The organism is Hyalangium minutum (assembly GCF_000737315.1).
Lineage (GTDB): Bacteria > Myxococcota > Myxococcia > Myxococcales > Myxococcaceae > Hyalangium > Hyalangium minutum.
On record NZ_JMCB01000019.1, the window covers coordinates 198978 to 213104 of the forward strand.

The 14127-nt window shown below is 67.9% G+C and carries 8 protein-coding genes; 3 read left to right on the plus strand and 5 right to left on the minus strand.

Annotated features, from left to right (window positions below; all coding sequences use genetic code 11):
- The first annotated feature begins 2 nt into the window (after positions 1–2).
- The 3 genes from DB31_RS36320 to DB31_RS36330 all read left to right on the plus strand — a co-directional run bounded on the left by DB31_RS36320 (position 3) and on the right by DB31_RS36330 (position 9621).
- Positions 3–3680, plus strand: a complete 3678-nt coding sequence (locus DB31_RS36320) for a type VI secretion system membrane subunit TssM (protein WP_044196733.1) — start codon at positions 3–5, stop codon at positions 3678–3680.
- A complete protein-coding gene (locus DB31_RS36325; protein WP_044196735.1) occupies positions 3677–4138 on the plus strand; it encodes a hypothetical protein in 462 nt (153 codons plus the stop codon). Before DB31_RS36320 ends, DB31_RS36325 begins: the two co-directional genes overlap by 4 nt.
- A 137-nt stretch (positions 4139–4275) precedes the next feature.
- Positions 4276–9621 (plus strand): choice-of-anchor D domain-containing protein, encoded by a 5346-nt coding sequence (locus DB31_RS36330; RefSeq protein ID WP_083969104.1) that lies wholly within the window; start codon positions 4276–4278, stop codon positions 9619–9621.
- A 21-nt stretch (positions 9622–9642) separates the two neighbouring features.
- Here DB31_RS36330 and DB31_RS36335 read toward each other — a convergent pair whose 3' ends face one another.
- The 5 genes from DB31_RS36335 to dapA are packed head-to-tail and all read right to left on the minus strand — an operon-like array spanning position 9643 to position 14120.
- Positions 9643–11076 carry a tetratricopeptide repeat protein gene (locus DB31_RS36335; protein ID WP_044196739.1) on the minus strand — a complete coding sequence of 478 codons (1434 nt, stop codon included), beginning with the start codon at positions 11074–11076 and terminating at the stop codon, positions 9643–9645.
- Positions 11073–11603, minus strand: coding sequence for a 2-amino-4-hydroxy-6-hydroxymethyldihydropteridine diphosphokinase (gene folK / locus DB31_RS36340; RefSeq protein ID WP_044196741.1), 531 nt, complete (start codon positions 11601–11603; stop codon positions 11073–11075). The genes DB31_RS36335 and folK overlap by 4 nt, the downstream gene beginning before the upstream one ends.
- Positions 11600–12373, minus strand: a complete 774-nt coding sequence (locus tag DB31_RS36345) for a fumarylacetoacetate hydrolase family protein (protein WP_044196743.1) — start codon at positions 12371–12373, stop codon at positions 11600–11602. The genes folK and DB31_RS36345 overlap by 4 nt, the downstream gene beginning before the upstream one ends.
- Positions 12370–13185: a 4-hydroxy-tetrahydrodipicolinate reductase gene (gene dapB, locus DB31_RS36350; protein WP_044196745.1), complete on the minus strand. Its 816-nt coding sequence runs from the start codon at positions 13183–13185 to the stop codon at positions 12370–12372. Before dapB ends, DB31_RS36345 begins: the two co-directional genes overlap by 4 nt.
- 53 nt (positions 13186–13238) lie before the next feature.
- Positions 13239–14120, minus strand: coding sequence for a 4-hydroxy-tetrahydrodipicolinate synthase (dapA, locus tag DB31_RS36355; RefSeq protein ID WP_044196748.1), 882 nt, complete (start codon positions 14118–14120; stop codon positions 13239–13241).
- Positions 14121–14127 lie beyond the last annotated feature (7 nt).

Here is a 14127-nt window from a genome sequence, read left to right on the forward strand (position 1 = left end):
TCATGGAAAAGCTTCGCGAACTCGGGTCTCACGTGAGCCCCTACCAGGGCTGGCTGTTCCTCGCGCTGGGCGTGCTGCTCCTGGTGGCCGCCGTGGTGGCGCTCGCGGTGTGGATGCGCCGGCGGCGGCAGCGGGGCGCCACCTCCCTGGGGGCTCCGCCTCCCATGCCGGCCCAGCGGCTGCGGAAGATCCGCCAGGACTTCCTCAAGGCGCTGCCGTGGCTGCAGCGCGCCGCCGTGAGAGATCTACCGTGCGCGGTGGTGCTCGGCCCGGCGGGCAGCGGCAAGTCGAAGCTCATCGCCCTGGACGTGGACTGGCAGCGGCAGTCGCGCCAGTTCCTCCCCAGCCACACGAGCGACTCGCTGCTGAAGCTCTACCTTGGGCCCGACTCGGTGGTGCAGGAATTGTCGGCGCCGCTGACCGAGGACGACACGCCGCAGGCCCGCCGGTCGCTGCGCAAGCTGTGGAAGGACGCCTTTGGCCAGGGCCAGCATGCGCTCGCGGTCCTCGCGCTGGACGTGCGCTGGCTGGCGGAGACCCCGCCCGACGAGGTGCGGCGCACAGCGCAGTTGCTGCGCGGCAAGCTCAACCTGCTGGCCGAGGTACGCAGACTCCCGGTGGAGACGCGCCTGTGCCTGACGCACATGGACACGCTGGAGGGCTTCGAGGACTTCGCCGAGCTGCTCCGCACCCACCATGTACCGCTCTCCTTCGCGCTGCCGCCTCGAGGCGAGGAGGGCCAGGTGGCCTCCCTCCTCCAGGCCCAGGAGCAGTACCTGGCGCTGGGGCTGACCTCGCTGCCGGTGGAATCCTTCGAACGGCTGGAGCGCTTCTACTCCCAGGGCCACCGCCCCTTCGAGGCCCTGGCCCGCTTCACCACCGCGCTGCTCGAGGGTGGGACGCTGGCCTTCGTTCCCAAGCTGTCCCGGGTGTACCTCTCCTCGCCGTCGGCCCGCGCCTCGGGCGTGCTCTCCGTGCCCTCCGAGGCGCATGACGCCCAGACGCTGCGTCAGCGCTACCTGCGCACGCACCTGAAGCGCGGCGCGATGCTGGCCACGGCCTGCAGCCTGCCCATGCTGGCCGCCTACGCGCACTTCTCCTGGCGGTTGTCGCAGGCCCAGGAGAATGTGGGGCGCTTCGAGAGCACGGTCCAGCGCATGCGCGACCAGGGCCAGGAGGTGTCTGGCAGCGTGGTGCAGGATCAGGTGCTCGCCGCGCGCCAGGCCATGGACGTGATGTGGCGGGCCACCGGCTACTGGCCGCTGCTGCCTTACAGCTTCTCCCAGGCCCGCGAGAACCTGACCAAGCGGCTGACCCAGGGCATCCGCGAGGCCCACCTGCGTCCCGCCCTCGAGCACTGCCAGAAGCAGCCGGACACGTGCCGCCCCGAGCAGGTCGTCTTCCTGCTGGCCGCCCTGCATGCCTCGAGCAGTGAGCCGCTCGGTCAGTTCGTCCTCTCCAGCCTGCGCAACCGGAGTGCGTGGAGCGTCTCCGGCAAGGAGGCACAGGAGACGGCCTCCACCACCGAGGCGCCCAACCTCGAGTCCACGCGCTCGTGGCTCACCGCCATCCATCTGGTGGAGTCCCTGGTGGGGCCCTACGTCACCCTCAGCGACAAGCCCTGGCAGGCCCCCACCACGCCAGAAGCGGACTGGGCGCGCTGGCCCTTCCGCGAGGCCTTCACGCTGGAGGGCCAGCTGGCTCCCTGGCAGGCCCACTTCAAGCGGCTGGAGGACTTCCTGCAAGCGCAGGCGGTGGAGCCCTGGGAGCTGGACCGGATGAACAAGGAGCTGGAGGCGCTGCAGGAGGAGCGGCTGCAGCTCCAGGCGTGGCTGGAGGACAGCGCCATCTTTGCCGCCCTGCCGCGCGCGCTCGACCTGATCAAGGCCTCCGAGGCCCGCGTGGACACCAGCCGCTTCAAGGGCCTGTCCTCCACGCTCCAGTCCGTGGAGTGGATGAACAAACACCGCGAGGTGCTCGCCTCCCTGCTGCACATGGAGGAGGAGGCCTATACGGGCCTCAAGGCAGTGCAGAAGATGAGCGTGGCCGAGCTGCTCGTGCGTGGCGGAGTGTGGCAGCCGGGCCCCTCCAGCAAGGGCCCTCTCCAGCTGACCATCACCCAGGGCCCCCTCGAGTTCCACCCGGCGGATAACTCGCGCCAGATTCACCGGGCCATCCTCCGCTACTACGAGCGTACGGGCCGCCTGCCCTTCGCCTCGGCGCGCGGTGAGGGGGAGGGCTCCTCTCCGTCCACCACCAGCCTGCCCGAGGAGCGGCTGAAGTTCGACACCCGCATCCGCCCGCTGGTGGACGAGTTCACCCAGTTGCTCAAGAGCGCCGACCTGCCCGCGGAGGAGATCTCCCAGCGCCAGGAGCACGTCCGCCGCCAGGTGGATCTGTTCTCGATCCGGTACCGCCAGCGGCTCTACCAGCGCGTGAACGCCTACCGCCTCGACGCGCTCACCCCCGCCCTGCTCACCGAGGAGCTGTCGCGCCTCACCCAGCCCTCCTCGGAGCTGGTGGACATGCTGCGCGACGTGGCCAAGGGAGCCTCCCTCGAGCCGCTCGAGGGCCCCTACTACGAGTCCCTGCGCAACTCGGTGGCCACCTTCAAGCCCATCGTGCAGGTGATGAAGCCCGACGAGAGCGGCAACTACGCTCTCCTCAATCCCTACCGGGCCCTGGTGGCGCAGCTGTCGGACGAGCTGCTGGCCGTCTCCCGCGGGGGAGCCCGGGCCGCATCCACCGCTCCGGCCTCCGGTGGCGAGGGAGGCAGCGCGGCCCGGCTCACGGAGATGCTCACACCCATGGGGCGCATTGCCCTCTCGATGATGCTGGAGGCGGACGACTCGTATCTCCGCAAGGTGGATGCATGGCTGGACCAGCAGGGCTTCATCGGCGAGCTGCGTGAGCCCTTCCGGCAGCCGTTCCTGGCGGTGCGGAAGCTGGGGCAACAGGAGCTCGAGCAACTCCTGCAGGAGCAGTGGGAGACGGCCTCGGGCCGCATGCTGCACCCGTTGATGAGCCGGTACCCGTTCAACCCGCGGGCCACGCAAGAAGTGGAGCCGGGCGAGCTGGAGATCCTGCGCCGCCAGGATGGCGTGTTCTGGAGTTTCGTGAACCGGATCATCGCGCCCGTCAGCGAGGAGCGCGGCACAGACTGGGTGCTGCGAGGCGCCCTGCGGGATCGGCTCCGCCTGCCCGAGGAGCTGCTCCCCACGCTCAGCCGGCTCTCGCGCCTGTCCCGCGCGCTCTGGGATGGGGAGGGCCGCGCACGTCCTCTGATGCTGCAGGTGATGCCGCTGCCGCTGCCACCCGCGCCCAAGGCGGACAGCTTCGTGACGCTGGGCTCGCTCAAGTGCGGCAGGACCGCGGCGCTGGCCTACAACCAGAGCCCTTCATGGCAGGCGTTCCCGGTCGACTGGTGGGATCAGCAGACCGCCTCGCTGGTGGTGGAGCTGCGCTCGCCCGAGCAGCAGGCCATCCAATACACCACGCTGCAGCAGCCGCGCTCGGCCTGGAGCTGCTTCCGCCTGCTCGAGGATTCGCTGCCCACGGGTGACCAGCAGCGGCTGTGGCGGATGCGGGGCCGCAGCTCGGAGACCGCGCAGCAGACGATGGAGATCCGCTTCGGTCTCAAGGGAGAGCCCTGGACCCTTTTCCGTGAGGTGCAACCATGAAACGCCTGTTCCTGTTCTGCTCCACCCTGCTGCTGCCGCTCGTCGCCTGCCAACCGGCCACCCTGCAACTGAGCATCAAGGCTCCCTCGGGAACCAACCAGGGCCGGCCGCTCTACATGCTGGTGCGCAAGGTGGACCCGAAGCAGTACGCCACCGAGTCCTACGATGACGTCTCCGCCCGTGCCTTCCAGCCAGACGCGAGCGTCCTCCACAAGGAGATCATCTATCCGGGCACGCTGCGGCGCATCCCGGTGAAGATCCCCGAGGACTCTTCCCTGGCAGTGTCATTCCTCTTCACCGCTCCAGATGGGAACTGGCAGTCCTTCTTGAACATGCCCGTTCCCCAGGACCTGGATGTCGAGCTGCAGGAGAGCCGCATCCTGTCGGGAGGTTCTGCCGCGCCGCCCCCGGCTGAAGCGGCGGCCTCCCCCGCAGCTCCCACGCCGTCCAAGTCCTGACGCCGCCACGACCGAAGCGAGTGAATCCCTTCACAGCCCCTGAATGAAGGGCCTCACAGCCCCCGAGCAGGCGGCCTGAGAGGGTTCCACCGCACAGGTCTCCACCTGCTTCCTTCGCAGAACAAGAGAGGTCTCACATGAAACATGTTCACGGTCCGCTCATCTTGGGGCTCTGCGTGCTCGCCGCCTGCGAACCGCCGCCGCCCTCGCCCACACCCGGCGCCATCGCACTCCCCAGCCGGGGAGCAGCTCTCGTGGCGGCAGTGAACGGTGGCTCGGTGCAAGCCATCGACCTCGGCACCGCCACCCCGGCCATCGACTTCAGTAGTCAGCAAGTGTGCGCGACGAGCCCTGCTCAAACGATCGAGGTGCGCAACATAGACCCCGCGGCTGCCCGGCAGATCGCCTTCGTGGCCGTGACAGCACCTTTTGTCCTGACACGCATCGAAAACAGCGCCCACCAAGAAGTGACCCCTCCCTTCTCGTTGGCAGCCGGGACGAGCGCGTACTTCTCCGTGGCCGTCCGGCCCGAGGAGCCGGATCAGTTCAACGGGAGCCTCACCCTGGTCACCGATGATCCCGCCCAGGGGCTCTTCACCATCAATCTGTCGGGCACGGGAACGGGCCCCCGCCTCGAGTTCTCCTCGTCTCCGCTGATCCTCACCCCCGGGGCGAGCGCCACGGTGAGCTTGGAGAATACGGGTGACTCCACGCTCTCTTCTCTCGCAGCGACAATCCGGAGCCCGTTCTCGGCGCAGCTCGGTGCCACCTCCCTGGCGCAGAATGCGATCACGTCCTTGACCGTGACTCTCCCCACCTCTGCTGCGGGGACGTTCTTCTCGGAGACCCTGACGGTCTCCAGCTCGGACCCATGCAGGCCTTCCCAGAAGATCAAAGTCGTGGGAGCGCTCGACTCCGCGCCCCTGCTCGTCCTGTCGCACGCCCCCCTCTCCTTCTCGACCACCACGGGAAGCGTGAGTGCCCCCTTACCGGTGAAGGTGAAGAACCATGGTGGAGCCCGCCTTCAGGTCGCTGCGCCCACGCTCGAGGGGGTCTCCACGCCCAGCGCAGGGACTCAGTTCGCCGTGACGCCGGCCTTCGGCTTCGGGCTGGAACCGGGAGAGGAACACACGCTCAATGTGAAGTTTGCCCCCACAGCGTCTGGCTCGCATACAGCCCAGCTCAAGCTCACCAGCAACAGCACGGGCTCCCCTCATGTGGCGGATCTCGGCGGCGAGGCCACGGCGCCGTCACGTGCGCTCGAGGCCACTCCCTCCCAGGTGACATTCGCTACCCGGGGAGCCGACGAGCCCGGTGAAGTCACCGTGCCAGTGGAGATCGTCAACACGGGGGATGTGTCCCTGAACCTCAGCGCCAGCACCTCGGCGGCCAGTGCATCCAACCCCTTCAGTGTCTCTCCATCCTCGATTGCCATCGCGCCCCTGCAGCACAAGCTCCTCACGGTGAAGTTCAACAACGCCAACCTCTCCGCAGGCGTGTTCAATGGCCAGCTCACGCTCAGGGATGGCGCCTTCGAGCTGGCAATTCCTCTCCAGAGCACTCTCTCCAGCACCTTGTTCTCCATCACCCCGCCGAGGCTGGACTTCACCGCTCACGAGCTGGGCGTCAGCACGCCCCAGACTCTCGAGGCGGCGCTCAACAACCAGAGCGACTCCCCCGTCACGGTCATCGGCGCCACGCAGCCGGGCTCCCCGTTCTCCGTGGACCTTCCCGGGAGCGGCCTGACCATTCCCGCCCACGGTGTCGCTCCCCTCCGCATCACCTTCCGTCCCTCCGCGCCGGGCTCTTTCGACGAGACGCTCCACCTCCAGAACACGCCCCGTGCGACAGCTCCCACGCTCAGGCTCGTCGGCACGGCATTGGCCCCTGTCCTGACGGTGACCGCGCCAGAGCTGCCCTTCTCGCGCCAGCTTCCCTACGGGGAATCGAGCGCCCAGTCCGTGACCCTGAAGAACGAGGGCAACATGAACGTCAGCCTGGAGCAGATCTCCCTCGGTACCAGTGGAGATTTTTCGCTCAAGACCAGCCTTCCCAGAGCGCTCGGCGCGGGCCAGTCGCTGGCTCTCTCCTTCTCCTTCACTCCCCAGAGCGTGGGCGTCAAGGAGGTCAGGCCCGTGTTCCATCTCAAGACGGATGCCGGCCGGGAGATCTCTTCCAGCCTCAACTTCTGGCTGAGGGGCACTGCTTCAGGTCCTATCGCAGACATCTCTCCCACCCCGCTGGCGTTCGGCTCTCAGCAGGTGATGAAGACCAAGGAACTCCAGCTCCAGGTCCGCAATCAGGCCGACAGCCTCGAGCCCCTCAAGCTGACCCGCGTCGAGCTCGTCGACGTCCAGCCCTCGGCGGGCGCCTTCGCCATTGACCCCATCAGCAGCAGCGAGACGCCCATCTCTCCAGACACGGCGCGCAATCCCCCGCTCAAGGTGAAGTTCACCCCGACCGTCGATCAGAACTACACGGGCAAGCTGCGCATCACCTACAGCGGCACCGATCCCAGCGTGACCACCAGCAAGACCATTCCCCTGACGGGCAAGGGGGCGAATGTCCTCGTAGCTCACACGCCGGAGAGTCTGGACTTCAAGACCATTCCCCAGACCACGGACACGCAGGAGATCACCGTCACCAATGACAGTGAGGTGGCGATCGACCTCGAGACCGTGGAGATCCTGCCCGCCACGGCAACGAGCTTCACCTACTCCATCGAGGGCTGGCCGGCAGACACGCGCATCGCGTCGGGCGCCAAGAGGAAGATCAAGGTCTTCTTCACGCCCCTCTCGTCCACCGTGTCCGAGAACCGCACCCTGTCGGTGAAGTTCACTGGGAACCCTGCCACGATCATCCCCATCTCCCTCAAAGGGAAAGCGGGGCTCCCCGTCGCCACCTACGGCCAGCTGCTCCATCAGTTCACCGATGTCGCCAAGAACACTCGGGTCACCCAGCGCAACAGAATCAAGAACACAGGCGCGACCACCCTCCGTGTCTACCAGCCCATCCCCAAGGAGGTGTATCCGAACCAGGTCACCGGCTTCAGCAAGCCCTACCGGGAGCCTTCTTCGGGCAGCCGGGTGGAATACGACTGGCCCGTGAGCCTCGATGAGCAGGAGGGTGAAATGTTCTTCGACGTCTACTTCCAGCCTCAGCGGGCGACGCCCGCGTCCGTCACCGAGACCTTCCTCATCAAGAGCAATTCCAACGGGGATCCGGCCTCCTCGGTCGAGATGGAAGTGCGCGGCACCGTCACTTCGCCCGTGCTCACGACGCAAGGACCTTCCGAGTTCATCTTCACTCCGCTGTTGAACACGGAGAGCGTCCCGCAGGATCTCACCCTGATCAACAGTGGCCGGGCGCAGCTCGGCATCGTCTCCGTCTCCCTGTCCAGCGAGGCGGTCCCCTATTTCTGCATCTACTCGGATACTCAACCGGCCTGTGGCAGCTCGCTCAGCAACATCACCCTCGGGCACACGGACAGGAAGACCGTCTACCTCAAGACGAAGGCCATCGAGGATACGGCGCAGCACCCGGGCAAGCTCATCATCAGTAGCAACAGCGACAGCAGCCCGAATCCTCTCATGTTCAACCTGAGCGCCACCGCCATCGGGGCCCTCACCCTCACCCCGGCTGTCTTGAACTTCGAGCCCTGCAACCTGCTGGCGCGCTCCCAGGCGCATCCCCTCCGGCTCACCAACTCGGGAGGAGAGTCCGTGGAGGTCGCCTCCATCCAGTTCGATCCTCCGGGAGACTTCAGCCACGGCACTCTCCCTGCCTCTCCCATTGCCCCCGGAGCCAGCGCGGACATCCCTCTGTACTTCTCTCCGAGGAGTGGCAGCGCCGCCGGTCACCGCGAGGCCACGGGCACCATCACCCTGAAGAGCGGCAAGACCTTCACCTTCGACGTGACAGGCACGGCGACCACGGCCCAACTGCAGGTGAGCTTGGCGAATCCGCCGTCCGGTTCAGGCGGAGCCGACATCAGCAGCATGAACTTCGGAGGCGTGCGGATCGGGACGCGCTCGAAGCCCGTCACGCTCATGCTCAAGAACGTGTCGCCCGTCTCCCCGGGGGATCCTCCCGGAGATCTGACGATCACGAAGGTCTCGGTGGAGGGTCGCGACAAGGCCCTGTTCCCGCTGGAGGTGCCCTTCACGCAGACGACACTGGCGGCGGGTGGCTCCGTGAACGTCACACTGTACTTCGAGCCTCAGCAGCTTGCGGCATCCTCCGCCAACCTGGTGGTGACTTCGGATGCCTCCGAGGTCAGCCAGTACCAGGTGCTGCTGTCCGGCGAGGGCCGCTCCAGCGTGCTGGAGCTCTCACCGTACGAGCTGGACTTCCACAAGACGGTGGCGGGCTCTCTCGCCCCACCCAAGAAGCCCGTGGTGATCAAGAACACCTCCATCGCGCCGCTCACCATCACCTCCCTGGGGATCATCGAGGATCCCGCCCGGACCTCCCCCACCGCCCAGGCCGATCACTTCTCGGTACTTCCCTTCACGCCTCGGGAGCTGGCAGCCGGGGAGTCCCTGAGCATGGATGTGACGTTCCTCGCCAAGGCCGGTATCTCGTCCGCGGCGCTGTTGAAGATCACCAGCAACGCTCCGAGATCTCCCGACACGGGCGCGGATTCCACCGAGGGGCTGGTGAAGCTGCGCGGCGAGGGCCTGTCCTCGGTGTTCAAGGGCCTCCGGAGCAGCGTGGACTTCGGCACGCTTCGCAAGGTGGACGAGCGCTGGGAAGAGAGCGCGGAGCTCGTCGAGTTCACCAATGACAGCAGCGAGACGATCCACCTGCTGCCGCCGATCCTGGAAGGCACGCGGGCGGCCGATTTCCGCGTGACCTTCATCGAGAAGGTCGGCGACGGTCCCACGATGGAGGTCCCCAGCGGAGGACGGGTCACGATGAAGATCGAGTTCCGTCCCACGGAGGCCGCCGTCTCGGAGGTGAGTCTGAGGCTGGCCACCACGGCGCAAGAACGCGCCGCGACGGTCTCCTTGAAGGGCAAGGCCGTGACGCGCTTCCTGGACGTCAATCCCATGATCGTGGCTTTCGACCCGGTCTCGACAGGAGAGAAGAGCGAGCCGCAGACGATCACCCTCACCAACCTGTCGGACTTGAAGGCGCGGATCAGCGTTCTGCAGGAGCCCTCCCAGGCGTTCATCCTGGACCCGAGCGCGCTCTCCGAGGAACTCCCAGCGGGCGGAAGCGTCCTCATCTCTGTGACGTTCTCCCCTGTCGCCAAGGGCCTTGCCGCTGAGGAACTCAAGCTGCGCATGCAGCGCGCGGAGACGACGGGCCGGGACATCGAGACAGTCGTCGCCATCCAGCTGAAGGGCGAGGGACAGGAACTCATCCCGGAGGGCGGAGGCTGCGCCAGCAGTTCTACCGGAACCGCCCCCCTGTGGATGGGAGGACTGCTGCTGGTGGCGCTGGTGGTTCGGCGCCGCTCACGCAGCACCGCCCCTTAAGTCCGGCATCCAGAGCAGGGACTACTGGGCGGCCTTGGCCTGCAAGGCCGCCTTGTTCGGGTAGCTGGGCGCGGACTGCAGCAGCTTCGCCCAGAGCGCCTTGGCACCCTTCGCGTCACCCTTGGCCATCAGCCTATCGCCGAGCTGCTCCACCGCCGCCGCGTCCGAGCCCACCGCTACACCCCACACGCGGTCCGCCATGGGCGAGCTCTTCCCCACCAGCGCCCAGGCCATGCCCGCCTTCGCGCGCCCGTTGTCCGGCTGGAACGGCACCACGCGCCGGTACACGCCGAGCGCATCGTCCCAGCGGCCCTTGGACAGGTGCTCCTCGCCTTCCTCCACCAACTTCGCCAGGCCCGCCTCCAGCTCCGGCGTGCGCTCGGTGTTCTGGATGGCGTCCACCATCTCCTGCGTCAGCGCTGGCGGCCCACCCTGTGCCCCAGAGTTCCCGGCCATGGGGCCGCCCGCCATCGGCCCACCGGCCATCGGCATGTTGCCCGCCATGGGCGCCGACGGCCTCGGCTGGGACAGGCGGATGCGCCGCTCCTCGGCGCGCTGCTGCTTCCACTTCTCCCGGCCGCCCGCCTTCGCCGTCTCCTCGGCGAACACGCTGAGCTGCTTGGCCAGATCCACTCGAGGAGCGTCCGGATGCGCCGCCACGTAGGCCTCGAAGCCCTCGTGCGCCGCGCGCAGCGCCTTCACGTCCTCGCCCTTCGTCTCGTACAGCACCGCCGAGCGAGAGAAGAGCGCCTCCGCATTCGAGGGCGCCACATCCAGCACCCGCTCGAAGATCGTCAGCGCGCCGGCCTTGTCGCCCGTGAGGTACAGCGCCTGGCCGCGCATCACCTCGACCTCGAGCACCGGCTCCAGCGCCGACCGGGCACAGGCCGCCGAACCCGCGACGTCACCCTTCTTGGCCCGCTCGTCGGCCACCTTCGCCATGTCCGCCAGAGGCGTGGTGGGCGTGAAGCCGCAGCCGACCTCCTCCGCGCTGGGCACCGGCTTCTTGCCCAGCTTCTTGCGCTGCTCCACGAACAGGGCCCGCGTCGCGACAGCCTTCTGCTCCGCCTGGAGGAAGTACATCATCGCCTCCCCCGGCCGGCCGTTCGAGTAGTAGAGCTTCCCCAGCGAGGAGGCGATCTCGAACGTCTTCTCCCGCGACTTCAGGCCCTCGGTCGCATCCAACTGCTTGAGCAGATCCTCGGCGCTGGGCGGCAGCCGGCCCTGGCCCGCCCCGCTCCCTGTCATCGGCGGGTGGCCCTCCGGCAGCCCTCCTTGTCCGTCCTCCATGCCCTGGCCCGGCGCCATGGCCGGATGCCCCTCGGGCAGGACTCCTGGAGGAGGACGTGCAGGCGACGCCTGGGTCCCCGGGGGTACGGGTGGGTGGTTGGGCGGCAGGTTGGAGGGCTCCGCGGCAAGCAGAGCCGCGGCCGCGAGGGCAAAGGAAAGGGTCATGACTCGTTCACCAGAGGGCTCAGATCGGGCCACTGCGTGGCCAAGAGCCTGCGGACATCTTGGGGATCCAGCCGGGCGAGCAGTTCCTTCACGGGAACGCCCAGCACCGGGTGCTTCACATGGGGGGCCAGCTCCGCCAGCGGCTCGAGTGCAAAGCGGCGCTTGTGCAGCTCGAGGTGCGGCACCTGGAGGTTGGCATCCGCGATCACTTCACCCTCCCAGAGGAGGATGTCCAGGTCGATGGGCCGAGGCCCCCAGCGCGATCCATCGCGGCGGCGGCCCAGATCCTGCTCGATGCGCTGGAGGATGGTGAGCAGCCGCTGCGGAGGCAGCCCACAGTCCAGCGCCACCACGGCGTTGAGGAAGCGCGGCTGCGGCGGGCCCACCGGAGCGCTGTCGAAGAGCGGAGAGCACTGCAGCACCACGACGGCGTCGATCCGGGAGAGGGCCTCGAGGGCCGCCACGAGGTAGCCCTCGCGGTCTCCTTCATTGGAACCCAGCCCGACGTAGACGGTGGCAGTGCTCACGGCTCGTTCTCAACCGGGTTGGCCAGGGTGCCGATTCCCTCGATCTCCACTTCCACCGTGTCTCCGGCTGCCAGCTTCCCCACCCCGGACGGCGTCCCGGTGCTGATCAGATCCCCGGGCAGCAGCGTCATGATGTGGGAGATGAAGGACACCAGCTGGGCCGGGCTGAACACCATGTCGGAAGTCCTACTGTCCTGGCGCACCTGCCCGTTCACCCGGCACTGGATGCGCAGATCCGCCGGGGACAGCCCCGTCACGACCCAGGGGCCCGCGCAGGAGAAGGTGTCGTAGCTCTTGGCGCGGGTGTGCTGCACCTCGCGCTTCTGGATGTCGCGCGCCGTCACGTCATTGAAGCAGGTGAGCCCCCAGATGGCGCGCGCGGCGGTGGCCTCGTCCACGTTCTTCAACCGCTCGCCGATGAGCAGGCCCAGCTCCGCCTCGTAGTGCACCTCCTCGCTGGCCTTGGGAATACGGATGGGCGAGCGCGGCGCATTGAGCGAAGTGGAGGGCTTCATGAAAATGAGCGGCTCGGGCGGCACCGGCTTGCCCATCTCCTCCGCGTGCTTGCGGTAGTTCTGCCCGATGCAGACGATCTTCGAGGCCTCGGAGGGCACCTGCAGCGCCACCGCGGACAGCGAGCGCCGCAGCCCCGTCTCCTTGCTCCCCTGGCCCCAGGGCGCGCCGTTGAGGACAACCACCTCATTGCCCTCGATGCGGCCGTACCAGGCGCGGCCTTCGTGCAGGAAGCGGCAGTAGCGTGTGACGGTCATGCGGTCCTCTTCAGGCCGAGCACGTCGGCCATGTCGTAGATTCCAGGGCGTTGGGCCACCACCCAGTTTGCCGCGCGCAGGGCCCCCTTGGCGAACTGGTCCCGGCTGGTTGCCCGGTGGGTGAGCTCCACCCGCTCGCCCTCTCCGAAGAAAAACACCGTGTGCTCGCCCACCACGTCCCCACCCCGCAGCGCCTGCACGCCGATCTCCTGCGGCGCCCGCGCCCCCAGCCAGCCCTTGCGCGCGAAGACGAGGTCGTCACTCGTGCGGCCCAGCGACTGGGCGAGCACCTCGGCCAGCCTCAGCGCCGTACCCGAGGGCGCGTCCTTCTTCTTGTTGTGGTGCGTCTCCAGGACTTCCACGTCGAAGCCCTCGCCCAGCACGCGGGCCAGCTCGGCCGCCACCTGGATGACGACATTGACGCCCACCGAGGTGTTCGGCGCCAGCACGATGGGAATGGACATGGACGCGGAGGCCACCTCCGAGCGCGTGTCCGGCGAGAAGCCCGTGGAGCCAATCACCATGGGCACGCCGCGCACCGCGCACAGCCGCGCGTGCTCCACGCTGGCCTCGGCGCTGGTGAAGTCGATGACCACCTGGGCGCCCGCATCGATGGCCTTGCCCAGGTCATCCAACACGGCCAGCCCGAGCGGATCGCTCAGGCGCGCGGCGGTGCCGGCATCCTGCCCCACCGCAGGGCTGCCCGTCCGGGAGGTGGCGCCCACGACGGTGAGGCCCGGGGTACTGCGCGCGAGCCGCAGCAGCGTGCTGCCCATGCGGCCCGAGACACCGGTAATGACTGTACGAAGCATGGGCTCCCCGCTCTCGACACCCGAGCCTCCAGACGGGAGAGCCCGGGGATGACTCACACCAGGTTCAACCGCGTCAGCTCTTCCTTCAGCTTCGCCGCCTGCGGCTCGGACAGCGGCGTCAGCGGCAGGCGAATCTCCGGGCCAAACACGCCCATCAGGTGCAGCGCCCACTTCACGGGGATGGGGTTGGACTCCACGAAGAGCAGCTTGTGCAGCGCGTTCATCCCCACCTGGAGGTCGCGCGCCTTCTCCAGTTCGCCGGCGCGGGCCGCGGCCACCAGATCCGCCATCATCCGCGGCGCCACGTTCGAGGACACCGAGACGACGCCCTTGCCGCCGCACGCGATGAAGGGCAGCACCGTGAAGTCATCCCCGGACAGCAGGGTGATGCGGTCGCCGCACTTCTCCACCAGGTCCACCGCGCGCGCCATGCTCCCCGTGGCCTCCTTGAGGGCCACCACCTCGGGGATGTCGCACAGCCACATGACCGTCTCGGGCAGCAGATCCACGCCCGTGCGGCCCGGAACGTTGTAGGCCACGATGGGGAAGCCCGGGTGCGCCTTGGCGATGGCCCGGTAGTGCTGCAGCAGGCCGTACTGCGTGGGCTTGTTGTAGTAGGGCGTGACGATGAGCGTGCCCGCCGCGCCCAGTTCGCGCACGCGGCCCACGGACTCAATGGTCTCCGCCGTGCTGTTGGAGCCCGCTCCCGCCACCACCGGCACCCGGCCCTTTGCCGCCGCCACGGCCACGCGCACCGCTTGGGAGCGCTCTTCGGCCGTCATCGTCACGGCCTCGCCCGTCGTCCCGATGGGCAGCAGCACGCTCGTCCCGCCGGCGATCTGCCGCTCGATCAGCGCGCGGTAGGCGTCCTCATCGAGCTTTCCATTCCGGAAAGGCGTGGCGAGCGCCGTCATGGAGCCTTCAAAGGTCATCATGAACGCC